Origin of the sequence: Sphingomonas sp. 8AM (genome assembly GCF_902506455.1) — a bacterium.
Classification (GTDB): domain Bacteria; phylum Pseudomonadota; class Alphaproteobacteria; order Sphingomonadales; family Sphingomonadaceae; genus Sphingomonas.
Window position 1 is genome coordinate 245,876 of the sequence record NZ_LR733844.1, and the last position, 23,019, is coordinate 268,894.

General features: G+C 67.3%; 23 protein-coding genes and 1 pseudogene. 13 read left to right on the forward strand and 11 right to left on the reverse strand.

All coding sequences use genetic code 11. The features are described from left to right. Positions 1 to 93: 93 nt before the first annotated feature. The 3 genes from clpS to BACI71_RS01295 all read left to right on the forward strand — a co-directional run bounded on the left by clpS (position 94) and on the right by BACI71_RS01295 (position 2,219). Positions 94 to 447: an ATP-dependent Clp protease adapter ClpS gene (gene clpS / locus BACI71_RS01285; protein ID WP_376699699.1), complete on the forward strand. Its 354-nt coding sequence runs from the start codon at positions 94 to 96 to the stop codon at positions 445 to 447. 273 nt (positions 448 to 720) lie between these two features. Continuing rightward, positions 721 to 1,608: a dienelactone hydrolase family protein gene (locus BACI71_RS01290; RefSeq protein ID WP_159753997.1), complete on the forward strand. Its 888-nt coding sequence runs from the start codon at positions 721 to 723 to the stop codon at positions 1,606 to 1,608. After that, positions 1,605 to 2,219, forward strand: a complete 615-nt coding sequence (locus BACI71_RS01295; protein WP_159754000.1) for a glutathione S-transferase family protein — start codon at positions 1,605 to 1,607, stop codon at positions 2,217 to 2,219. The genes BACI71_RS01290 and BACI71_RS01295 overlap by 4 nt, the downstream gene beginning before the upstream one ends. Positions 2,220 to 2,377: 158 nt before the next feature. On the opposite strand, the gene BACI71_RS01300 is transcribed toward BACI71_RS01295, so the two are convergent. Together BACI71_RS01300 and BACI71_RS01305 are read right to left on the reverse strand one after the other, a co-directional pair. Next, positions 2,378 to 2,695, reverse strand: coding sequence for a hypothetical protein (locus BACI71_RS01300; RefSeq protein WP_159754003.1), 318 nt, complete (start codon positions 2,693 to 2,695; stop codon positions 2,378 to 2,380). Between the two features lie 129 nt (positions 2,696 to 2,824). After that, positions 2,825 to 3,265, reverse strand: a complete 441-nt coding sequence (locus BACI71_RS01305) for a MarR family winged helix-turn-helix transcriptional regulator (protein ID WP_159754006.1) — start codon at positions 3,263 to 3,265, stop codon at positions 2,825 to 2,827. A gap of 109 nt (positions 3,266 to 3,374) precedes the next feature. On the opposite strand from BACI71_RS01305, the gene BACI71_RS01310 reads away from it, so the two are divergent. Together BACI71_RS01310 and gloA are read left to right on the forward strand one after the other, a co-directional pair. Then, entirely contained in the window at positions 3,375 to 3,800 is a 426-nt protein-coding gene (locus BACI71_RS01310; RefSeq protein WP_159754009.1) for an organic hydroperoxide resistance protein, read from the forward strand. A 13-nt stretch (positions 3,801 to 3,813) separates the two neighbouring features. Next, complete coding sequence (gene gloA / locus BACI71_RS01315) at positions 3,814 to 4,332, forward strand: lactoylglutathione lyase (RefSeq protein WP_159754012.1); 519 nt, start codon at positions 3,814 to 3,816, stop codon at positions 4,330 to 4,332. A gap of 77 nt (positions 4,333 to 4,409) precedes the next feature. On the opposite strand, the pseudogene BACI71_RS01320 reads toward gloA, so the two are convergent. Then, positions 4,410 to 4,878 (reverse strand): annotated as a pseudogene (locus BACI71_RS01320) (TonB-dependent receptor); the annotation flags it as partial. A gap of 222 nt (positions 4,879 to 5,100) precedes the next feature. Between BACI71_RS01320 and BACI71_RS01325 the strand changes: the two are divergent. Further along, positions 5,101 to 5,643, forward strand: a complete 543-nt coding sequence (locus BACI71_RS01325; protein WP_236552758.1) for a gluconokinase — start codon at positions 5,101 to 5,103, stop codon at positions 5,641 to 5,643. 79 nt (positions 5,644 to 5,722) lie between these two features. Here the strand turns inward: BACI71_RS01325 and BACI71_RS01330 are convergent, their stop codons facing one another. Then, positions 5,723 to 6,400 (reverse strand): FadR/GntR family transcriptional regulator, encoded by a 678-nt coding sequence (locus tag BACI71_RS01330; protein WP_159754015.1) that lies wholly within the window; start codon positions 6,398 to 6,400, stop codon positions 5,723 to 5,725. 207 nt (positions 6,401 to 6,607) lie between these two features. Here BACI71_RS01330 and BACI71_RS01335 point away from each other — a divergent pair, with 207 nt between their 5' ends. Both BACI71_RS01335 and BACI71_RS01340 read left to right on the forward strand, forming a co-directional pair. After that, positions 6,608 to 6,862, forward strand: coding sequence for a helix-turn-helix domain-containing protein (locus BACI71_RS01335; protein ID WP_159754018.1), 255 nt, complete (start codon positions 6,608 to 6,610; stop codon positions 6,860 to 6,862). 358 nt (positions 6,863 to 7,220) lie between these two features. Further along, the gene (locus BACI71_RS01340; protein WP_159754021.1) at positions 7,221 to 10,238 is read left to right on the forward strand and encodes a glycosyl hydrolase family 28-related protein; all 3,018 of its coding nucleotides are present in this window, start codon (positions 7,221 to 7,223) and stop codon (positions 10,236 to 10,238) included. A 40-nt stretch (positions 10,239 to 10,278) separates the two neighbouring features. Here the strand turns inward: BACI71_RS01340 and BACI71_RS01345 are convergent, their stop codons facing one another. Next, positions 10,279 to 10,908, reverse strand: a complete 630-nt coding sequence (locus tag BACI71_RS01345) for a phosphatase PAP2 family protein (RefSeq protein WP_159754024.1) — start codon at positions 10,906 to 10,908, stop codon at positions 10,279 to 10,281. 56 nt (positions 10,909 to 10,964) lie between these two features. Continuing rightward, complete coding sequence (locus tag BACI71_RS01350; RefSeq protein ID WP_159754027.1) at positions 10,965 to 11,729, reverse strand: hypothetical protein; 765 nt, start codon at positions 11,727 to 11,729, stop codon at positions 10,965 to 10,967. 47 nt (positions 11,730 to 11,776) lie between these two features. Here BACI71_RS01350 and trmB point away from each other — a divergent pair, with 47 nt between their 5' ends. The 3 genes from trmB (at position 11,777) to BACI71_RS01365 (ending at position 13,468) form a co-directional block, all read left to right on the forward strand. Further along, on the forward strand, positions 11,777 to 12,457 hold the full coding sequence (gene trmB / locus BACI71_RS01355; protein WP_159754030.1) for a tRNA (guanosine(46)-N7)-methyltransferase TrmB: 681 nt from the start codon (positions 11,777 to 11,779) through the stop codon (positions 12,455 to 12,457). A gap of 90 nt (positions 12,458 to 12,547) precedes the next feature. Further along, positions 12,548 to 13,129, forward strand: coding sequence for a PEPxxWA-CTERM sorting domain-containing protein (locus BACI71_RS17780; protein ID WP_236552759.1), 582 nt, complete (start codon positions 12,548 to 12,550; stop codon positions 13,127 to 13,129). A gap of 132 nt (positions 13,130 to 13,261) precedes the next feature. Next, positions 13,262 to 13,468 (forward strand): hypothetical protein, encoded by a 207-nt coding sequence (locus BACI71_RS01365; RefSeq protein ID WP_159754033.1) that lies wholly within the window; start codon positions 13,262 to 13,264, stop codon positions 13,466 to 13,468. Between the two features lie 20 nt (positions 13,469 to 13,488). Here BACI71_RS01365 and BACI71_RS01370 read toward each other — a convergent pair whose 3' ends face one another. From BACI71_RS01370 to BACI71_RS01380, 3 genes are read right to left on the reverse strand one after another with little or no spacing between them, the layout of a single operon-like run. Beyond that, positions 13,489 to 13,950: a DUF3429 domain-containing protein gene (locus BACI71_RS01370; protein ID WP_159754036.1), complete on the reverse strand. Its 462-nt coding sequence runs from the start codon at positions 13,948 to 13,950 to the stop codon at positions 13,489 to 13,491. 3 nt (positions 13,951 to 13,953) lie between these two features. Beyond that, complete coding sequence (locus BACI71_RS01375) at positions 13,954 to 14,577, reverse strand: YbhB/YbcL family Raf kinase inhibitor-like protein (RefSeq protein ID WP_159754039.1); 624 nt, start codon at positions 14,575 to 14,577, stop codon at positions 13,954 to 13,956. A 12-nt stretch (positions 14,578 to 14,589) separates the two neighbouring features. Beyond that, entirely contained in the window at positions 14,590 to 16,674 is a 2,085-nt protein-coding gene (locus tag BACI71_RS01380; RefSeq protein WP_159754042.1) for a catalase, read from the reverse strand. A gap of 194 nt (positions 16,675 to 16,868) precedes the next feature. Here BACI71_RS01380 and BACI71_RS01385 point away from each other — a divergent pair, with 194 nt between their 5' ends. Next, positions 16,869 to 18,152 carry a methyl-accepting chemotaxis protein gene (locus BACI71_RS01385; RefSeq protein WP_159754045.1) on the forward strand — a complete coding sequence of 428 codons (1,284 nt, stop codon included), beginning with the start codon at positions 16,869 to 16,871 and terminating at the stop codon, positions 18,150 to 18,152. Positions 18,153 to 18,155: 3 nt separating this feature from the next. Here the strand turns inward: BACI71_RS01385 and BACI71_RS01390 are convergent, their stop codons facing one another. Further along, positions 18,156 to 20,264, reverse strand: coding sequence for an ATP-binding protein (locus BACI71_RS01390; RefSeq protein ID WP_328803972.1), 2,109 nt, complete (start codon positions 20,262 to 20,264; stop codon positions 18,156 to 18,158). A 251-nt stretch (positions 20,265 to 20,515) separates the two neighbouring features. Between BACI71_RS01390 and BACI71_RS01395 the strand changes: the two genes are divergently transcribed. Beyond that, entirely contained in the window at positions 20,516 to 21,901 is a 1,386-nt protein-coding gene (locus BACI71_RS01395; protein ID WP_159754053.1) for a DEAD/DEAH box helicase, read from the forward strand. Positions 21,902 to 22,015: 114 nt separating this feature from the next. Here BACI71_RS01395 and BACI71_RS01400 read toward each other — a convergent pair whose 3' ends face one another. Next, a complete protein-coding gene (locus tag BACI71_RS01400; protein WP_159754056.1) occupies positions 22,016 to 22,918 on the reverse strand; it encodes a dioxygenase family protein in 903 nt (300 codons plus the stop codon). Positions 22,919 to 23,019 lie beyond the last annotated feature (101 nt).

Here is a 23,019-nt window from a genome sequence, read left to right on the forward strand (position 1 = left end):
CGACAAGAGGGCGGTTGCAGCGATGCGGCCGCCTTTTTTGCGCGTTTGCGCTCTTGCCTGCGCGCACCCGCGTGCCATATTCGCGCAGTGTCCATGCAGCAGCAGATTGTCCCGATGGCCGCGGGCCAGAGCGACGATGCCGACGGTGACGGCACCGGGATCGGCATCGCCACGCGTACCCGCGCCCGCACCAAGAAACCGACGCCCTACCGCGTCCTTATGCTCAACGACGATTACACGCCGATGGAATTCGTCGTTCTGTGCCTCCAACGCTTCTTCCGGATGAACATGGAAGAGGCGACCCGCGTCATGCTCCACGTCCACCAGAAGGGCGTCGGGGTGTGCGGCGTGTTCAGCTACGAGGTGGCCGAGACCAAGGTCAGCCAGGTCATGGATTTCGCGCGCCAGAACCAGCACCCGCTGCAATGCACGCTCGAGAAGGCGTGATCGCGCCGCGCCGGACTTTCGGATAAGGCAGTCCGTCAACCTCAATCACTGTCGCCCCTGCGCAGGCAGGGGCCCATGTCTGTGGCGGGTGCCGGAACGCCTGACACATAGACCGCGCCCACTACGGGCCACCATCATCAAGACGCCGGCAGCCATAGGCCCCTGCCTCCGCAGGGGCGACAGCGGTAAACCAAACCCCACGCCACCTTCCGCCCCCCATCGCTTCCCGCTACCCTCCCGCGCTAACCATACCGAATCGTGAGAGGAACCGTCATGGACCCCAGCCTGCGCGACCGGGCGATCGGCCTGTACGACGCCTTCACCCACGAGCATCGCGACCGCCGGACCCTGCTGCGCCAGATGACCGCGCTCGTCGGCTCTGTCGCCGCCGCCGAGGCGCTGATCGGCGGGATCGCCGCCTCGCCTGCCGCCGCCGCGCTGACCGCCCCAACCGACGCACGGCTCGTCACCCGCAAGGGCAGCTATGCGATCGGCGGCGGCGCGCAGATGACCGGCTATTTCGCCGCGCCGCGCAATCCGGGCCGTGCGATCGGCGCGGTGATGGTGATCCACGAGAATCGCGGCCTGCAACCACATATCGAGGATGTCGCGCGCCGGGTCGCGCTCGCCGGCTTCTTCGCGGTCGCCCCCGACTTCCTCTCCGCACAGGGCGGCACCCCCGCCGACGAGAATCTCGCCCGCGATATGATCGGCAAGGCCGACATGGACGCGGTGCTCGCCGCCGCGGTGGCGACAGTCGGCCGTCTCGGAAAGCTGTCGCACGGCACCGGCAAGGTCGGCACGGTCGGCTTCTGCTGGGGCGGCGCGCTGGTCGACCGTGTCGCGCTCGCCGCCGGGCCGGGGCTCGCCGCCGCGGTCAGCTATTACGGCCCGGCTCCCGATCCCGCCGAGGCACCGAAGCTCACCGTCCCGCTGATGCTCCACTATGCCGGCAAGGACGCCCGCGTCGCGCAGACGGGCGTGCCGTGGGTCGCCGCGCTGAAGGCCGCGGGCAAGCCGGTCGAGGCGTTCGACTATCCCGGCGTCGACCACGCCTTCAACAACGACACCTCCGCCGAGCGCTACGACAAGGCCGCCGCCGATCTCGCCTGGGGGCGAACGATCGATTTCTTCCTCCGCCATCTGGATGCGCGCGCATGACGCTGACTTTCTACACCAACCCGATGTCGCGCGGCCGGATCGCGCGCTGGATGCTCGAGGAGATCGGCGAGCCGTATGACACGATCCTCGTCGACTGGACGCAGAAGCCGGCGGCGCTGCTCGACGCCAACCCGCTCGGCAAGGTGCCGACGATCGTCCATGATGGCGCGGTGGTCAGCGAGGCGGCGGCGATCTGCGCCTATCTCGCCGAGGCGTTCCCCGCCGCCGGACTGGCGCCACGCGCTGAGGAGCGCGCGCCCTATCTGCGCTGGATGTTCTTCACCGCCGGCCCGCTCGAGGCGGCGATGGTCGACAAGGTGCTGGGGGTCGAGGTGCCGGAGGGCAAGCGCGGGCTGGTCGGTTACGCCAATTTCGCGCAGGCGGTCGACACGCTCGAATATGCGGTGTCGTCGCACAGCTATATCACCGGCGACCGCTTCACCGCCGCCGACGTCTATGTCGGCAGCGCGGTCGGCTGGTTCACGCAATTCGGGCTGCTGGAAAAGCGCGAGACGTTCATGCGCTATCTCGACCGGCTCCAGCAACGCCCGGCGTATCAGCGCGCCGTCGCGATCGACGACGCGCTGATCGCGGAGGCCGCTCAGCGGTAGTGGCGGTCGATTCCACGACCGTCACGAGCGTTCCGCTTCGAACACCCATCCTTCGTCGCCCCGGACTCGATCCGGGGCCCCGCTTCTTCTTGGTGCCCGCGGCAAGAAGCGGGTTCCCGGATCAGGTCCGACCGGCAATCAGTGGCCGTCAATTGGCCTTAGCGGCGGCCGTGCTTGTCCCAGCGGACGCGCGCGCTCAGCGCGTCGAAGCGGCGGTTGAGGTCCTGACGCTCCCGGTCCGAAAGGCCGCCGCTGCGGCGATAGCGCGTCTCGAGCTGGACGAGCTGGCGCGAGTCGCGGCGTAGCCGGGTCGCTTCGCGGCGATCGAGCTTGCCGCTGCGGATGCCCTGATCGATCCGCTGGTCGAGCCGCTCCTGTCGGGCGTTGATCGACTGCCACGGCGCGGCGCTGGCCGCGACCGGAACGGTGACGCCGGCGAGGCCGATCCCGGCGATCAGCAGGTGAAAACGGTTCATTGTGACGCTCCTTTGCACTGGCACCGCATCAGCGGCGGTACGGGAACGAAGATAGGCAGCGTCTGTCGCAGCCCCGTCCCGACAACCCGGCAAAAGTGTGTCACTTTGTCGCGATCGCGACGGGTTCGTTCAGCTTTGGGGCTCACCCGCCAGCGCGGCGCGCAACGCGGCGACCTGCCGGTTCAGGCTCGCCAGTTGCTCCAGCGACATGCCGCTGCGCGCGACCAGTTCTTCGGCGAGGCACCCACAGCGCTGGCGCAGTTCGCGTCCGCTTTCGGTCAGCAACACACGCACCTGTCGCTCGTCGTCCGGGTTGCGCTGCCGCGCGACGTGCCCGGCCACCTCCAGCCGTTTGACCAACGGCGTCACCGTGCTCGATTCGAGCGCCAGTCGTTCGGCGATCGCACCGATCGTGCGCGCGTCCTGCTCCCACAATGCGTGGAGCACGAGATATTGCGGGTAAGTGATCCCGATCGCGTCCAGCAGCGGCTTGTACGCACGCCCGACAGCCATGCTTGCGGAGTAGAGCGAGAAGCATAGCTGTTCGTCGAGCGGGCGGGCATCAGCCATCGCAGGAGCTTAGCAGCCTTTTCCTTATCGCGATAATCTTTTCGCTGGACTCTGCGGGTATGCTCTTTTACATACCGCGATACCGATTATCGAGATAAGGAACCTGCTCATGTCCGTCGATGTCAAATACGCCACCACTGCCTCTGCCACCGGTGGCCGCGACGGCCGCGCACGCAGCGAAGACGGCCGCTTTGAGGTCGCGCTGTCGACGCCGAAGGAACTGGGCGGCGCGGGCGGCGAGGGGAGCAACCCCGAGCAATTGTTCGCCGCCGGCTATTCGGCCTGCTTCCTCGGCGCGCTGAAGGTCGCCGGGCAACAGCTCAAGGTGAAGGTGCCCGCCGAGACCAAGGTCACCGCAACCGTCGGGATCGGTCCGCGTTCGGCTGGCGGGTTCGGCATCACCGCCGACCTCGTCGTCGACCTGCCCGGCGTGGAGGGGGATCAGGCGCAGCAGCTGGTCGACACCGCGCACCAGATCTGTCCCTATTCCAACGCCACCCGCGGCAATGTCGATGTCGGCCTGACGCTCGCCTGATCCGGAGAACACCATGCCCCGCACGCCCGGCACCGAAGGGTTCGCGCTCAACCAGACGATGCTCCGCATCCGCGATCCCCAGCCATCGCTGGCCTTCTACCGTGACGTGCTGGGCATGACCCTGCTCCAGCAGCTCGACTTCGCCGACATGCGCTTCTCGCTCTATTTCCTCGCCTATCTCGGCGAGGGCGAGACGGTGCCCGACGATCCGGCCGAACGCGCGCGCTTCATCTTCGCGCGCGAAACGACGCTGGAGCTGACCCACAATTGGGGCACCGAAAGCGATCCGGCGTTCACCGGCTATCACAGCGGCAACGACGATCCGCGCGGCTTCGGCCATATCGGCATTTCGGTGCCCGACGTCGCGGCGGCCTGCGCGCGGTTCGAGGAACAGGGCGTCCCGTTCAAAAAGCGCCCGCAGGACGGCACGATGAAGGACATCGCCTTCATCACCGACCCCGACGGCTACTGGATCGAAATCCTGTCGCCGGCGGGGATGACCGGCTTTCTCGACACGTCGTCCCGGACCTGATCCGGGAACGCGCTTCTTCGTCAAAGCACGACATCGTCACCCGAGTCCGTCATTGCGAGCTTGCGCGAGACGCCCGATCAGAACCGCCCGCGCACACCCACGCGGAAGAACCGGCCCAGCGTGTCGTACAGCGCCGGATTGACGTCCAGCCCGGTATTGGTCTGCGGCGACGGCTCGGGGACAGCTCGCCTCGATGTCGAACCCGCGCGTCTTGATCGAGGCGAGGTTGAACGCCTGCACGTTGACGAAATTGGGCCCTGCGGTGTTCTGCAGGTTGAACGCGCTGCAGGTGTCGGCATTGCCCTCGCAGCACAGGTTGACGATCTGCTGCGCCGACAGCGAGGACACGACGTCGTCGATCTTGATGTCGTAATAATCGAACGACAGGCTCAGCCCCGGCAGCCACGACGGCTGCGCCAGCACCGCGCCCAGTTCGGTGCTGCGCGCGATTTAGGGGCGCAGCGCGGTGTTGACGATCGTGTTCTGGATATTCAGCACCTGCGTGTTGTTGAACGGATCGGTGACGTTCGGGACGGCGATACTGGTAACGTTCCCTAACCTGCCCGGCGTCATACGTCCCTTGACCATGTTTCATCCACAATCAGCTGTGCGCATCGTCGCCGCGGGCGCCATATCGTGACGTGGATCTACAAGTGTCGGACAGAGCGGGCACCTACGACCAAAGTCGCGCGGCGCGCCGACAAAGGTCGTAATGGCCAGATGCAGGCCTTGCGGTCGATAGCGGGGATGGTGCGACGGGGAGGGACGATGGTGGAGCAGGCAGGCGAGACGACAGGCGCGCCGCTGGCAGTGGTGGTGATGGGCGTCAGCGGGACCGGCAAGTCGACGCTGGGCGCTTTGCTCGCAGGCCATTGGCAGGCGCCGTTCCTCGAAGGCGATACGTACCATTCGGCAGCGAATGTCGCCAAGATGGAAGCCGGTGCGCCGCTGACCGACGCGGATCGCTGGCCGTGGCTCGACCGGCTCGGCGCGGCGCTGGGTGACGCGGCGCGCGCAGACGGCGTGGCGGTGGCGGCCTGTTCCGCGCTACGCCACGCGTACCGCGCGCGGCTGGAAGCCGCGGCGGGGATGCCGTTGCACTTCGCCTTCCTCGACACGGCGCGCGGCGAGATCGCGCGCCGTATGGGCGCGCGCACCGGCCACTACATGCCGCCCAGCCTGCTCGACAGCCAGCTCGCAACGCTCGAACCCCCCACCCCCGATGAGCGCGCGCTCCGCCTCGACGCCGGTTGCGCGCCGGAGGCGCTGTGCCGCAAGGTACGGGCGTGGGTTGAGACAGGGAAGGCGTAACCGCAGCCGTCGTCCGGGGCTCGACCCGGGACCGCGCTTCTTCGATCTTCCAGCCGCTGTGAGTCACCCCCGGATGACGTCACGGCATCAACCGCTTTCGCCCCTGCGACAGATGCCAGCGCATTGCCAGCGCCGCGCCATCGGCGTCGCGGACGCGGATCGCGTCGACGATCGCGTCATGCTCCTCCATCATCGCGCCGATCACCTGCGGCGCGCGCGAGCGTGAGATGTCGACCCCGGCGCGCAGGATGTGCATCACGCTGTCGCGCAAATGGTCGAACACCGGCGCGAACGCGGCGTTGCCGGTCGCGGCCACGATCGCGAGGTGCAGCGCCCAATCCTCGTCATGCGCCGGCGCGTTCGAGAACAACGCCGCGCGCAACGCCTCCAGCGCCGCCTCGATCGCGTCGAGCTGCGCCTGCGATCGCCGCAACGCCGCCAGCCGCGCCGCCTCCGCTTCCAGCACGAAGCGCACCTCATAGGTGCCGAGCGTCGCCGCCAGCGCGTCGAGCGGCATGTGCGTTCCCAGCCGCTCGGATGGTCGCCGCTTGACGTAACTGCCCGCGCCGCGCCGCGCCTCGGTGATCCCGTCGGAGGCGAGCCGCGCCAGCGCCTCGCGGACGATTGTGCGCGACATGCCGAACATCGCGGCGAGCTGCGCCTCGGAGGGAAGGCGCTCGCCGGTCGTCAGCCCCTCGTCGTTGATGATCCGCACGATCGCGGCATAGGCGCGGTCGGCCAGTCGTCCCTCGCTCACCGGCGCTCCCCTCCCGTGCCACGTCGCCGCGAACGTAGCGCGCGCTGCCGACGCTGGCGAGAGCGACGCCGCCTGTCGGACAACTTTGCGGTGTTGCTTATCGCATGTTGCTTGAAAAGCGCTACCATTTAGGCGCATAAGCGCGAAAGCTGTCCAACCGAATCCGCTTGAAAGCGTGACGGTGCGGCGGCGGTACGGGAGGAAGGAATGGAAGTCATCGCTCAGGAGCTGCCGCCGCCGGTCAACGGCGCGATGCTGGCGCAACTGACCCCGACGCAGCTCAAGGTGATGCGCGGCGTCCATTCGGGGATGCTCAACAAACAGATCGCCTATGACCTTGGCATCGCCGAGGCGACGGTAAAGGCGCATATGACCGCGCTGATGCGCAAGCTGAACGTCCGCAACCGCACGCAGGTCGCGATCGCGGCGCAGGCGCTGACCGGCGACACAAGCTACGCCTGACGGCGAGCGACGTTAAGTCGATCCGTCATTGCGAGCGTAGCGAAGCAATCCAGGGCGTCCTGGTCCGGCACTGGATTGCTTCGCTACGCTCGCAATAACGGATGAACGGTTTTAACCGGCGCCATCCCGCTACAAGCAAGACCGCTGCGAAACTCACCCCTCATGCCGGACTTGTTCCGGCACCCGCCGTTCCGCGAACGCATAAGCCGTTCGTGTCGTGGAGCCGGGGGCTCCGGATCAGGTCCGGGGCGACGTTCAAAATCAACGGCTTTGCGTCCCCCGCCTACGACCATCGTCGCGCATGAAGCATCCCGCTGGTAACGCTAGCAAAAGCGTGAAAACAGACGGGAGATGGGCGATGCGGGCAGGATGGCGGATCGGGGCGGCACTGGCAGCGGTGCTCGCTACCCCGGCACTGGCCGCGACGGGGATCAAGCCCGCCACGTCGGTCTACCAGACCATGCCCGACGATCCGCGCGCGATCGTCCTCAAGGCGGTCGGAGACGGCCGCGCCGACGATAGCGTCGCGCTGCAACAGGCGATCGACGCCGCGGCGGCGGGAGGCAACGGCGGCGTGGTGTTCGTCCCATCGGGCACCTACCGGATCACGCGCACGATCTTCGTCCGCTCGGCGGTTCGGCTGTTCGGTATCGGCAAGACACGACCGCAGATATTGCTCGGCGACAACACCGCCGGCTTCGGCAGCGGCGTCGCGGCGATGGTCGCCTTCACCGGCGAGGATCAATATCGCGTCGGCAAGGCGCCGGTCCCGCCGCGCACCAGCGTGCCGTTCGACCCCGCGATCTTCGACGCCACCTCCAGCACCTTCTATTCCGCCTTGTCGAACATCGACTTCCGGATCGGTGCCGGCAATGCCGGCGCGGTCGCGGTGCGCTTCCGCGTCGCGCAGCACGGCTATCTGCGCCATGTCGACTTCCACATCGGCTCGGGGCTGGCCGGCGTCTATCAGGCCGGTAACGAGTTCGAGGATCTGCGCTTCTACGGTGGCCGCTACGGCATCATGTCCGAGAAAACCTCGCCCGCATGGCAGTTCACGCTCATCGACAGCGAGTTCGCCGGGCAGCGCGACGCCGCGATCCGCGAGCATGAGGTCGACCTGACGCTCGTCAACGTCGCGATCCGCGATACGCCCGTCGGGATCGAGATCGACCGCGGCTATTCGGATTCGCTGTGGGGCAAGCAGGTCCGCTTCGAGAAGGTGTCGCAAGCCGCCGTCGTCATTTCGGAGGAGAACAGCGTCTTCACGCAGATCGGCTTCGACGATGCGGTGGCGATCGACACGCCGACCTTCGCGCGCTTCCGCGACTCAGGGAAAACCATCGCAGGGAAGGGCGCGCGGTACCGCGTCGCCGACTTTTCGCACGGGCTGAAGCTGGCCGGGCCCGGCACGATCGGCGAAACCGCTACCGACGTGACGATGACCGCGCTGGCGCGCCTGCCGAAGCGCCCCGCCAACGCGATCCGCGCGCTCCCGCCGGTCCGCGAATGGGCGAACGCGCACGATCTCGGCGTCAAGGGCGACGACGCCACCGACGACACCGCCGCCCTGCAGCGCGCGATCGACACCCACCGCGTCGTCTACCTGCCGATTGGCCGCTACCGCGTCACCGATACGATCAAGCTGCGCCCCGACAGCGTCCTGATTGCGCTCCATCCCAGCCTGACGCACGTCTATCTGCCCGACGAAACGCCGGCCTTCACCGGCGTCGGCGGCGCGAAGGCGCTGATCGAGAGCGCCAAGGGCGGCAACGCGATCGTCCACGGCCTCGGCCTATGGACCGGCGCGATCAACCGCCGCGCCACCGCCTTGCTGTGGAAGGCCGGCGCCGCGTCCGAGGTCAATGACGTCAAGATCCAGGGCGGCGGCGGCACCGTGCTGACCAAGGGCAGCCCGATCAACCAGAACGACCCGCGCGCGCGCCCCGACGGTCAGTATCCGAGCATCATGGTCACCGACGGCGGCGGCGGGACCTTCTCGGCGATCTGGTCACCCAACACGCTCGCGTCGTCGGGTTTTCACGTTTCCGACACCAGCACGCCCGGACACGTCTATCAGCTCTCGGCAGAGCATCATTGTCGCGCCGAGATCGTTTTGGACGGGGTTAAAAACTGGGAGTTTCTGGCACCGCAGACCGAACAGGAGATCCGCGATGGCGTCAACGCGGTCTCGACCGAGTTCCACAATTCCAGCGACATCCTGTTCGCCAATTACCACGGCTATCGCGTGACCCGGACGATCAAGCCGATGGATGCGGCGGTCAAGCTGTTCAATTCAGGTGGCATTCGCTTCCGCAACGTCCATGTGAACGCCGAAAGCGGCTTCGCGAGCTGTGACGCCAAGGGCTGCGGCACCTATCTGCGCGCCAGCAAATTTCCCTTTGAAAACAGCATCAAGGACATGACCCGCCGTCAGGAGGTCCGCGAACGCGAGTTCGCCAGCCTCGACATCCCGCCCGCACCCGCCACCGCAACTGTTGACCCAGCAATTCCAGTCACTTCCGGGGTGACCAAGCTCGCGGACGGCTTCTATTCAATCTCCGGCGGTGCGGTGGACGCCAAGGGCAAGCTGTATTTCGTCGACCGCTTCTTCCAGCGGATTCATGGCTTTACACCGATAGAGGGGCTGACGACCGTCTCCGACGCCCCGCTCGATCCGGTCAACCTCGCGGTTGACCGCTCGGGTCGGCTGCTGGTGCAATCCTCCGCCGGCCGCGACGGCAGCGTCTACAGCCTCGACCCTGCCAAGCCCGACGACATTCGCGCGATCGAGCCAACGGCGGCTCGCGGCGTCGGAAAAGCGACGAAGCTCCTGCCGGTAAACGTCTGGGCAAATGGCGAGTTCGCGGACCGGATCGATCCGGCGACCTATGACTATCCGCCGATCTCGTCTTTCTTTGCCACCGCCCTGGGTGCGGCCAAGCCGCAGGAATATCGCTCGCCCGACGGGTCGCTGGCGCTGCCGGCGTTCCGCGTCTGGAACCAGGGACCGGACGATCATCGCGGCTGGCGCTGGTCGGACACGCTTGATTCCTATAGCCTTGTCGGCGCGGCGCCGGGAAGTCGCGTGACGCTGACCAACGCCTCCGAGAACCTCACCTACAGCGGGCTGGTCGGTGCGAGCGGGCAGGTAACCGATCTCAGGGTCGTCGCTCCACGCGGCGGCGAGAGCGTCGCGCGCGATGAGGCCGGCAATCTGTATGTCGCGAACGGACAAGTGTTCGTCTACGCCCCGGACGGCTCGCTGACCCGCCGCATCGACGTGCCCGAGCGCCCGTTACAACTGCTGCTCGGCGGCGCCGACCGACGGACGCTCTACATCCTCGCGCATCACGCGCTTTACGCGATAGGCCTATGAAATCCCGTCGTCCCGGCCGGACGCCGGGACGACGACCCGCTCAGCTCGGGTGCGCTTCGACCTCGTCCTCCGCCTTCACTTCACGGCGCGTCTCGGCAAAGCGCTCGCCCGCGTCGATCGCCCAGCCGGCGACGCGCTCCGCCAGCCAGCCGATCACCGCCCCCGCCACCACGTCGCTGCCATAATGCGCACCGCGTGCGACTTGCGCCACACCTGCGGTGCCAGCTGCGAGCTTCGCGACCGCGCCGATCGCGGGCACTTCGTGCGCGACCGACTGCGCCACCGCCACGGCGCCGGCGGTGTGCCCGGAGGGGAAAGCATTGAAATTGGTGTCGTCGGTGCCATGACCCTTGCGCGGCACTGCATCGGTACCCGGAACGTTGGGCCGCGCACGATCAACTCCGGCCTTCAGCACCGTCTTCAGCCCCGTGGCAAGCAGGTGGCTCGCCACCATCCGCGCACCGCTACGCGCCAGCGCCGGGCGGCGCAGCACCGCACCGATCGCCAGCGTGCCGAGTCCGAGCGCGAGCAACGGCGGCTCGTCCGTCGCCTTGGCGATCGGCGTCAGTGCGCGCATCGCCCCGGCCGCCGCCAGCGCGCGCAGCGGCGCGGTGGCGTCATGCTCGCGTTCGGCGGCGGCGCGCAGCATCTTTTTCTTCTTCTTGCCCATGTCCGCTCCGCTTGAATGTCCGCCTGCCAACGAGCCGCGCGCGCTTTCGGTCCCGCTCAGGACGCCGCGGTATAGGCGACGAACGGCTCGGCGAGCAGCATTCGCCCGTCGCGCCATACCTGCACCCCGCCGCCGCCCTTCGCAGGATCGACCGAGGCGAGCACGCGATAGACATAGCCGCCGTTCGCGAACTGATAGATGCGCCGCCAGCCGCGCTCCTCGACCAACCGCCCGCCCGTGATCGTCAGCGAGGCGCGCGTATCCCGTCCACCCCAGGGCTGCTCGATCGCGGGCAGATCGGTGTCGTAATTGTAGCTGCGATAGACGAAGCCGTCGCGCTCGCTGCGCGTCAGCTGGATCGAGCGCTTCGCGGTCACCCCCAGCACACGCGTCTGTGGCGCGAAGCGGCAAGATGTGGTGTCGCGTCCAGAAGTAACTGAGGTCACGGTCGGCGTCGTCGCACCGGGCTCGACCATGCCCGGATTGAGCGCATGGATATTGCCGACCTCGCGCCCCGCGGCATTGGTCAGCGGATAATAGATCTGCCCCATTCCCGGATCGCCTGCGCCGACCCGCACCTGCACCTGATGGCGCACGAGACCCGGCTTCGACAGGCTGGTCAGCGCCGCGCCGCGCTGCGTATCGGGGGCGGACAGGATCAGCAAGCGGTCGCGATCGGTCGAGTCGCAGACGAACACCGCCGGAGACCAGCCGCTGTCGCTGTTCAGCATCGAGATCGACCCCTGATTGGACAGTTGCGACCACGCCGGTACCGCCGCCGCCACGGCGACCAGCGCCACTCCGCTCCACCACGCACGCATCGCTTCCTCCGTTCCGTTTCGCGCGTCCGTGCGGTAGGCGCGCCTGCATGAACGATCCCACAACGATCCGCCGCCTGTATGGCCGGCGTCAGGGCCATACATTGCGCGCCGGGCAGGCGGCACTGGTCGAGGAACTGCTGCCACGCATCGCGGTCCCCGCCGACGGGCCGCTCGACGCCGTGCGGCTGTTTGGCAACGACCGCCCGTTGCAGGTCGAGATCGGCTTCGGCGCGGGCGAGCATCTCGCCGGGCAGGCGGCGGCCGCTCCCGGCACCGGCTTTCTCGGCTGCGAGCCCTTTCTCAATGGCGTGGTCGGCGCGCTGGCGCATGTTCGCGACGGGGCACTCGACAACGTCCGCATCCACATGGGCGACGCGCTGGAGGTGATCGAACGACTGCCCGACGAGTCGCTCGAACGCGTTTACCTGCTGCACCCGGACCCATGGCCAAAGGCGCGCCATGCCAAGCGACGGATGATGAACCACGGCCCGCTCGACCTGATCGCCGCCAAGCTGAAGCCGGGTGCGGAGTTCCGACTCGGGACCGACGATCCCACCTATTGCCGCTGGTCGATGATGGTGATGAACCAGCGGCGCGATTTCATTTGGCAGGCGCACACCGCGCGCGACTTCCTGAAACGTCCCGCCGACTGGCCCGAAACCCGCTACGAGCGCAAGGCGCGTCGGCAGGGCCATGAGGTCTGGTATTTCAGGTACATCCGCATATGATCCTCCCCGCGGATCGTTAACGTAGCGTTAACTGTTTGCTGCAAGACGCCTTTAAGGGGTCGGCGGCTGCCGGCCGAACAGGGGAGTGACATGAAGAAGCACCTTTTGGCTGGTCTGGCGCTTATAGGCGCCGTCTGTTCCGCTCCCGCCTCCGCCACGGTGGCGCTGGGCGATCTCGTGACCTGCGGCACGGTCAATCTCGAATGTTCCAACGGCGACGCGATCGTCAACGGTAACGTCGAATTCGGAATTGGAAACGACGACTTCGGCACGCTGTTTCTTGCCGACTTCTCTGCGGGGTTGCTGACCGTCAGCTTCGCCGACAATCCAAACGTGGGGGGCGGGATCGAGCTTCCAGAGCCGTTCGCATTGATCTTCACCAACGAGACCAATCCTTTCACCTTCGCGGTGCTGGGTGACGTCTTTGGCGTGAAGGGGCTGGACGCCAGCAGCCTCAGCCTCGACGGTGGTTTTCTGACGATCAATCTGTCGAACACCACATTCAATCCCGGCAGCTCGTTGCAGGTAAAGTTCGACGGCACCGTCACGCCGCCGCCGACCGGCGCGGTGCCCGAGCCGGCGACCTGGGCGATGATGATCCTCGGCTTCGCGCTGGTAGGCTTCGCACTGCGTCGCCGCCCCTCGGCGACGATGCAGCCGCGGCTCGCCTGATAATTGCAAGGCGGTACCGGCTGTTGCCAGCCGCTACCGCCTTGTCGATCCCTGTCCGGCATCTGTCCTGTTTGTAACGGGACAACCCGCGGGGCGTGCCTATCTTCCTTCTCTCTACCAAGGAGAGAAGAGATGCGTTCCGTTCTTATCGTCGCGATCGCCGCTACGGTTCTCGCGGCTTCGCCCGCATCGGCCAAGGGGTGTCTGCGCGGCGCCGCCGCCGGCGGTCTCGCGGGGCATATGGTCGGCAAGGGACATGGCGTCATGGGGGCCGCGGCCGGCTGTGCGGTGGCCCACCATCATTATGCGAAGAAGGCTGCCGCCGCGCGCAAGCATTGACGCGCGGCTGCGGGCGGGGCTCAGCTCCGCCCGCTTAGCAGCGCGAGCAGCAAGGTCAGCGCGCCGAGTCCACCCGACAGCGTCAATCGTAACTGCCGCCACGCCGGCACGCTCCGTAAAAGCGGCCCGATTTCGCGATCCCCGAGCGGGCTGGAGAGCAACGCGAGTGCCAGCATCATCAACCCGGCCGCTGGGGGCGTCGCGCCACCGATGACGAGCAGCAACGCCGCCCAGCCGACGAGACTTGGCGCGACCGCCAGCAGATACGGCCACCAGCGTCCGTCGCTGCGCAGCAAGGCCTGCATCCACCACAATCCGCCCAGAAATGACAGGATCAGTGCGGCGTAACCGCCGCCGACGATCGCCGCCGCCCCACGTGTTTCCGGCTCGATCAGCGCCAGCATGACGCAGGCGATCTGCGGCAACAGCCCCGCTGCACCGAGCGCAACCGGCGGCGTGCGGACCTGCGGCGGCGACGTCATCGCTCAGGCGACCTCTGGTGACGCCGTGACGGGGCCCACTGATGCTTCCTCGCCGCGCGAATAGGTGCCGACGAGCATTCCCGCGGCGATGACATGCCCGCGGATCGCCTCCAGCAGTTCGGTTCGCCCGGGATTGATGTCGAGCTCCGCGGCGCTGTCGAGCGCGAAGAGCTGGAAGACGTAATCATGGCTGCCGTGCCCGGTCGGGGGATCGGGCGGCAGCCAGCCCTCCTGACTGTAGCTGTTGCGCCCGACATCCGACCCGTCGTCCGCACCACGCCCGTCCGGCGCGACCGCGCCTTCCGGAAGTGATCCGTCCTCGGGCGGCAGGTTCCACATCACCGCATGAACCAGCGGGTTGGGGGCAGGGGCGTCGGGGTCCTCGACCAGCAACGCCAGCGCCGCGGTGCCCGCCGGCACGCCGCGCCACGTCAGCGGCGGCGACACCCCCTCGCCATCGGCAGTGAAGCGCTCCGGCAGGCGCGCGCCATCGGCGAAGGCGAGGCTGGACAGTTCCAACCGGGCGTCACCGGTGACGATGCCGTCCTGCACGATCGCCAGCTTGGCATGCCCGGCGCGGACATTGTGCATCAGGCTGCCCAGCCAGTGCGGTACGTGTTCGAGCATCGCCCTTCTCCCTCAGGCCAGCGTGCGGACGTTGGGCTCGCGATCCCAATAACGCTGCTTGGCGGCATCGACGAACGCCTCCAGATCGGTCACCCCGGCATCGGGCTCGACCCCGGCCTTGTCGAGCAACGGCTTGGCCGCGTCGTTATGCCCGATCGCCTTAAGGTGCCCGAAGGCATCCATCACCCATTGCACCGCCGCGCCTTCCTTGACGAGCTTGGCGCACGCGGCTTCGGACAGGATCACCGCGCAGGCGTCGACCGTCACCGATGGCTGGCCGAACAATTGCGCATCGGCGGCGACGCTGGTGCCGTCGGACAGCGGCACCGCGCCGACCTTGGGCGCGATCGTCAGTGGGGTGCCACCCGCCGCCTTGACCGCGGCGACGGTCGACTCGAACTCCTCGCGATCGGTACCGTCGGCGAACAGGATGCCGACCGTGCGCCCTTCCAGCGTATGCTTCTCCATGGGCCCGCGCACGATGCGCAGCGCCGGCGACGGTTCCATGTCGAGCACCGGCGCGCTGGTCGGCGACGCCTCGGGCAGGTCGACCGCAAGGCCGTCGGCGACGCGCTGCGCCAGTTCCTCATCGACGTTGCGCAGATTGGCGAGCTGCGCGACGCGGATGTGCGGGATCGATACCTTGCTCAGCTCGAAGACGAAGGCCGAGGCGATATGCGCCTGTTCGGCCTTGTCCATCGAGCGCCAGAACAACCGCGCCTGCGAATAATGGTCGGCGAAACTTTCGGCGCGGATGCGCAGCTTTTGCCCGCTCTCCTCGGCGGGAAAGCTCTTGAAGCCGTTCGGGTCCTCGCGCGGCCCGCCGGGCTCACCGGCCAGATGCAGGCTGTTCGGCTCGTAATTCGCGCGGCCTTTGGGCACTTGCATCTGCATATGCCCGTCGCGCTGCATGTTCAGGAACGGGCAGCCCGCCGCATCGGCGCGGCCCTTCGCCTGGTTGATCGGCAACTGGTGCCAGTTGGTCGACCCCAGCCGCTTGATCTGCGTATCCTGATAGCTGAACAGCCGCCCCTGCAGCAGCGGATCGTTCGAATGGTCGATCCCCGGCACCATATGGCTGGGGCAAAAGGCGACCTGCTCGGTCTCGGCAAAGAAATTATCCGGATAGCGGTCGAGCACCATCTTGCCGACGATGCGCACCGGCAGCACCTCCTCGGGGATGATCTTGGTCGCGTCGAGCACGTCATAAGGCTGACTGTTCGCGAATTCCTCGTCGAACAATTGCACGCCCAGATCCCATTCGGGATAGTCGCCGCGGTTGATCCGCTCGAACAGGTCTCGGCGCTGGAAGTCGGGGTCGGCGCCCGCGATCTTGACCGTTTCGTCCCAGATCGTCGAGGCGAGCCCGGCGCGCGGCTTCCAGTGGAATTTGACGAAGGTGCTCTTCCCCTCGGCATTGACGAAGCGGAAGGTGTGGATGCCGAAGCCCTCCATCGTCGCGAAGCTGCGCGGCAACGTACGATCGGACATCGCCCACATGATCATATGGGTCGCCTCGGGCATCAGCGAGATGAAGTCCCAGAAGGTGTCGTGCGCGGTCGCCGCCTGCGGATAGCCGCGATCGGCCTCCATCTTGGCGGCGTGGATCAGGTCGGGGAACTTCATCGCGTCCTGGATGAAGAACACCGGGATGTTGTTGCCGACGAGGTCCCAATTGCCCTCGCGCGTGTAGAATTTCACCGCGAAGCCGCGCACGTCGCGCGGGGTGTCGACCGACCCGGCGCCACCCGCGACGGTCGAGAAGCGCGCGAACACTTCGGTGCGCTGCCCCTTCTTCTGGAACAGGTCGGCGCGGGTGATGTCGGCCAGCGAGTCGGTGCATTCGAAATAGCCGTGCGCGGCCGAACCACGCGCATGGACGATCCGCTCCGGGATGCGCTCATGGTCGAAGTGGTTCATCTTCTCGCGATAGACTTCGTCCTCCAGCAGCACCGGGCCGCGCGGCCCGACCTTCAGCTGGTTCTGGTTATCCGAAACAGGTGTCCCGTGATTGGTGGTCAGCACCGGGTGATCGGCGTCGGTCGTCTGATGCGTCTCACCGCCGTTGCCGGCCGGGCGGGTTTTGATGTCGGTCATGGACGATCCTCGTTCGTCCCGCGCGCAAGGGCGGCGGGCTTGTCATGGATCAAAGGAACGAGGGGCGTCGGGGTTCCTTCCCGCCACCGGTTTCACCAAACCGTCATCTGCGGGAAAGGCGGCGTTTACTATCGTCGGTTAAGCCTTCCGGTATGATGATGGCTCTCAGCATCCCGCCGATGGTATCGGTGTCCGTGGCTGGCCTTGATATGGTCGAGGCCCATTGGGCGACCGATACCAGCAAGCTGCCGCACGACGCCGCGCTGCTCGATGCGGTCGAGCTGTTACGCGCCGCGCCGCGGGTGCGATTGATCGCAATCGTCGATGCCGACGACCGGCCGTGTGGCGCGCTGCTGGAGCGTGACCTGCGTTCCTTGCTGTTCGGTCCATTCGGTCATGCGTTGCTCAGCAATCGTGGCTTGCCGATGCACGTCGATTCCCGGATGCGCGACTGCCCCGTGATCGAGATCGGCGCACCCGCGGTCGAGGCGTTGGCCGCATGGCGCGGAGCCGAGGCGGCCGAGGGCCTGATCCTGACCCGAGGGGGGCGCTTTGCCGGCACGGTCGATCAACCGAGCTTGTTGCGCATCGCCGCCGAACGCGCCGGGCGCATCCATCTCGCCGAGCAGCGACGTGCGTTTCGGATCGAGGATGCCGCGCAACGGTTCCGGGCCGAAAAACGCGACCTGGTGCGCGGGCTTGGGGAGGTGTCGCAGGCGGTCGACGCCGCATCGCGTCGCGTCGCGCAACGCGCGGTGGCGATCCGCACACGTACCGACGACGTGGCGAGCGCCGCGGCCGGCTCGATCGTCAACCTGCAACGGATCGCCGTCAGCGCCGAGATTTTCGCGGGTGCGCTCGACTCGGTCGAGCAGCGGATGCATGCCGCGAACATCGCCACTCAACGCGCGGTCACGCGCACCCGGGCAAGCGCAGAGCAGATCCGCGCGCTCGGCGAGGCGGCGGAGGCGATCGCCATGGTGAGTGCGCTGATCGATACCATTGCGCAGCAGACGAGAATGCTGGCGCTGAACGCCGCGATCGAATGCGCGCGCGCCGGCGACGCCGGGCTTGTCTTCACGGCGGTCGCCGGCGAGGTGAAGACGCTGGCTACCCAGACGCGTACAGCCGCGGCCGGGATTGCCGATCATGTCGCGCGGATCAGGATCGCGATCGGCGCGGTGTCCGATGATCACGAAGGCGTCGCCCGCGCGGTGGAAGCGATCGAGCAGCTGTCGGCCAGCGTGATGGCCGCGGTGCGCGAGCAGGGGATCGCCGGGCGCGCGATCGGCGAACATGTCGGCGAGGCCGGCGCCGCGACGCTGCGGATCGAGGCCGGGGTGGCGGACGTGCTGGGCAGCGCACGCGAGGCGGGCGAGGATGCACAGGTCATGCAGACGCTTCTCGAACGACTCGCCGCGATCGTTGGCTCGATGAAATGGGGTGTCAGCGCCTTCCTCACTGAACTGGAGGCATAGCGGTCAGCTTTCGGCGAGCAGCGCGCGCACCTTCGCTGCCAGCCCCTCCATCGTGAACGGCTTAGTGAGCAGCGCGACATGCGGGTCCAGCTGCCCGCTGCCGATCACCGCATTCTCGGCATAGCCGGTGATGAACAGCACGCGCAGCGTCGGAAACCGCGCCAGCGCGGCATCGGCGACCTGTCGCCCGTTCATCTGCCCGGGCAGCCCGACGTCGGTGACGAGCAGGTCGGGGCGAATCCCGCTGTCGAGCATCCGCAGCGCGCCCGCGCCGTCACCTGCCTCCAGCACGGTATAGCCGAGCCCGTCGAGCACCTCGATCACCAGCATCCGCACCGTCGGTTCGTCGTCGACGACCAGCACCGTCGGCATGCCCTCGACCTGCTGGGCCTTATCGAGCGGCAATGTCGCCTCGCCTTCGTCGTCGACGCTGCCATGGTGGCGCGGCAGATAGATGCACACCGTCGTGCCGTCGCCCGGCTCGCTGTAGATCCGCACCTGCCCGCCCGATTGCCGGGCGAAGCCGTAGATCATCGACAACCCCAGCCCTGTGCCCTCGCCCATCGGCTTCGTGGTGTAGAACGGATCGAAGGCGCGGGCCTGCACTTCCGGGCTCATGCCGGTACCGGTGTCGCTGACGCACAGCGAGAGGTACTGGCCGGGCGGCAGGTCGCGCGGGCGCGCCGCGCGCTCGTCGAGCCATTTGTTCGCCGTTTCGATCGTCACACGGCCGCCATCGGGCATCGCGTCGCGCGCGTTGATGCACAGGTTGAGCAGCGCATTCTCGAGCTGGTTGGGATCGACCAGCGTGTTCCACAAGCCGCCGGCGCCCACCACCTCCAGCGTGATCGCGGGGCCGAGCGTGCGGTGGATCAGCTCCTGCATCCCCGCCACCAGCCGGTTGACGTCGGTCGGGCGCGGGTCGAGCGTCTGACGGCGCGAGAAGGCGAGCAGCCGGTGCGTGAGCGCCGCCGCACGTCGCGCCGCGCCCTGTGCGGCCGCGACATAGCGGTCCAGCTCGCCGATCCGCCCCTGCGCGACTCGGACCTGCATCATCTCCAGCGCGCCAGAAATGCCGGTCAGCAGATTGTTGAAGTCATGCGCCAGCCCGCCGGTCAGCTGCCCGACCGCCTCCATCTTGTGCGCCTGACGCAGCTGCGCCTCGGCCTCCATCAACGCGGCGGTGCGCGCCTCGACCTCCTGCTCCAATCGCTCATTAAGCGTCGCCAGCTCGTGCTCGGCGCGGCGCCGCTCGACCGCGTCGCGGGTGCGCTCCGCCACCTCACGCACCAGCGCTAGCTCCTCGGGCAGCCAGTCGCGCGGCTCGGCGTGATTGAGGTAGAGGAGGGCGACGAACCCGCCCTGTTCGGTGACCGGCAAGTTGATGAACGACATCGCCGCGAGGCCCCGCAACGCCTCGGCGGTATCGCGGGTGCGATCATCCTCGCGAACGTCGGAAATAGCGACGGTGACGCCGTTCTTCAGATCCTCGATATAGCTGCCGTAGTCGCGGAAGTGCAGCACCGTGGGCAGCGCGTCGATCCCCTCGGCGCAAAAGGCGCGCTCGGTGGTGATCGTCTCGGCAACCGGATCGACGGTGCCATAGCCGGCGCGGCTGACGTCGAGCGCGTTGCCCAGCACGCGCGCCGCCGCCAGCGCCAGATCACCCGCGTCGCCGGGGTCGCGCAGCCGGTCGCCCAGTTCGACGAGTGCCGACAGCCGCAGCTCGGCACGTTTGCGCGCGTCGATGTCGAAGCTGATCCCCGGAAGGTGCGTGACGCGCCCATCTGCATCGCGATCCACACGCCCCTGCGCCGCGACCCAGCGCCAGCGGCCACCAGGACCGGTAATGCGATATTCTTCCTCGAAGGAGACACCCTCGTCGATGCTGCGCGCAATCGCCGCCCGCACGCGCGGCAAATCCTGCGGCGCGATGCCGTGGAAGAATTCGGCGATCGGCGCGCCCGCGGCAGCCGTGTCCGGGGCCACGCCGTACAGGCGGGCGAAACCGGCGTCCGACGTGACGCGGTCGGCGAGAATGTCCCAGTCCCAGCGACCTAGTGGCGTTGAGTCGGGCGCATGACGCGGGCTGGTGGTCGGGAGTTCGGTCATGGCGGCGTTGCGAACGCGATACTTTCGCAACGGTTGCGCGCAACCCGTCAAAGGTCTCACCTTGACTTCTGTCAGCAGATTTGCCATCTGTCGCGGCATCGAGGCGTTGGCAGCGTGATCGGACCGTTTGGTCCCGGCTCCGCCTCGGTCGTTTTTCACGGGCTTCCCAAGTCACGCGGGGTGTCGATCTTCCCCGCCATTCGTGCGTCCAATCGACGTGCGGGTAGCGCCTGTATTAGGACTGTTATTCCATGTCTTTCGCTCATCTCGGCCTTGCCGAGCCGCTCGTCCGCGCGCTCGAAGCCAAGGGCTATACCGAACCCACTCCGATCCAGCGCGACTCGATCCCGCAGCTACTCGAAGGCCGCGACCTGCTCGGCATCGCACAGACCGGCACCGGCAAGACCGCCGCGTTCGTGCTGCCGTCGATCCAGCGGCTGACCGAGGGCAAGAAGGTGCTGCCGACGCACTGCCGGATGCTCGTCCTCGCCCCGACGCGCGAGCTGGCCAGCCAGATTGCCGATTCGGCACGCGCCTACGGCCAGTTCTCCAAGATGTCAGTCGCGACCGTGTTCGGTGGCACCAGCATCAACAAGAACCGCAACGACGTCGCGCGCGGTGTCGACATTCTCGTCGCGACGCCGGGCCGGCTGATCGATTGCGTCGAGCAGGGGTATATCAACCTGTCGATGATCGAGATCCTGGTGCTGGACGAGGCCGACCAGATGCTCGACCTCGGCTTCATCCATGCGCTCAAGAAGATCGTGCGGATGGTCCCGCGCAAGCGCCAGACGCTGTTCTTCTCGGCAACGATGCCGGTCGCGATCCGCGATCTGGCGTCGCAATTCCTCAACGATCCGGCGACCGTCTCGATCAAGCCGGCGGCGACCACCGCCGAGCGCGTTGACCAGTCGGTGATCTTCTGCAACCAGACCGAGAAGCAGGCGCTGCTGACGATCCTGTTGCGTGACATGCCGGTCGATCGTGCGCTGGTGTTCACCCGCACCAAGCATGGCGCCGACCGCGTCGTGAAACTGCTGGCCGGCAATGGCGTCGCTGCCAACGCGATTCACGGCAACAAGAGCCAGCCGCAGCGCGAGCGTGCGCTGGCGCTGTTCAAGTCGGGCGAAGTGCCGATCCTCGTCGCCACCGACATCGCCGCGCGCGGCATCGACGTCTCGGGCGTCAGCCACGTCTTCAACTTCGAGCTGCCGAACGTTGCCGAACAATATGTCCACCGCATCGGTCGTACCGCACGTGCCGGACGCAGCGGCGAGGCGATCGCCTTTTGCGCGGATGACGAGCGTCCGTACCTGAAGGACATCGAAAAGGTGACGCGGCAGAAGATCCCGGTCAGCGAACTGCCCGAGGACTTCCTCAAGCAGGCCGAGCAGTTGAAGGCGCAGCGCGTGAAGACGATCGGTGCCGATCCGGCGCCGCGCGAGGATCGTCCGCGGGGCCAGCGCGGGCCGGCACGTCCCAAGGCGAGCCATGCGCCGCGCGCGACGCCGGGGTCGGCGCAGGGCGGGCGCAATTACGCCAACGCCAGTGCCGGTGGCGGCGGCGCCCGTCGCGGTCGCGGCGGACGTGGTCGCGGGCGCGGCGGCAGCGGCAATGGCGCGTCGGCCGGGGCCTGACGTTCACCCATCGTAGACTTACATGCCTTCATCCCTGACTTGATCCGGGATGACGGTACTTGGGGGCTTGTCGCTACCGCGACGAGCCCCTGTTGAGTCCCGAGATAGATTGTCCTACCGCGCCACCCCGATGACCGCGGTGGCGGTGTAGCCGGTGGACGGATCACCGGTGAAGGTTGGCGTCATCTGCGCCAGCTGCGCGGTGCTGTTGTCGCCGAAGACATTGTCGCTCGACAGCGCCACGCGCGCGAAAGTGGTGCGGCTCGAGGGATAGGTGGTCGTGTCGGCGTAGACGGTACTGCACACACCGGCGGGTAGCGCGAACTGGCTGGTAAGGATGGCGTAGCGTCCACCCAGCGCGTTCGATAGCGTCGAGAACACCTCGAAATGCATGTGCGGCCAGCGGCCGTCGTAACAACCGGGGAAGATGGTGGTGAAGGTTGCCTGGCCGTTCGTGTCGGTGACCTGCACGCCGCGCAGATAGCTTTCGCCCGCGCCGCTGCCGTAGAGCGAATAGGTGCCGTTGCGATCGCAATGCCACAGATACACCGCATAGCCGGCAAGCGGCGCGCAGGTCGCGTTGACGTTGACGACGGTGATCGTGAACGTGACCGCCACGCCGATTGCGACCGTGGTGGTCGTCAGGAAGCTGGCGCGCATGTCGGAGCGGACGATTCCGGCGGTGGTCAGCACGTTGCTGGTCGACCCCGACGCGGTGTTGGTGCCGTCCGCGGGATACGGACCTCCTGTCTCCTGCGGATCGGCGATGCAGGTGGCGGTGGTGGCGGTGCTGGTCGGGCTCGGTGCCGGGGTGGCGGTGGCGGTGACGGTCGGCGTCGGCGTGGCGGTGGTCGTCGTATCCGCACTCTCGGCATCGCTGCCGCCGCAGCCCGCGAGGAAGGCGACCGTCCCCGCGCCTGCGCACCATTTGAGTGCTCGACGCCGTGCCATCAGCGTGTCGATGCGCTGCAGGTCGTCGGCGAGGCTGTGGGCGTGCGAAGAGTGATGATCGGTCATGATGAGGCAGCTCCGGCTGAACATTCGGAGGCAAGTGCCGATGTTCGTGCACGGCGGTGTGTCCGTCCGCTGAAACCTTGTTGCGCGCCGTTGCACCGCGG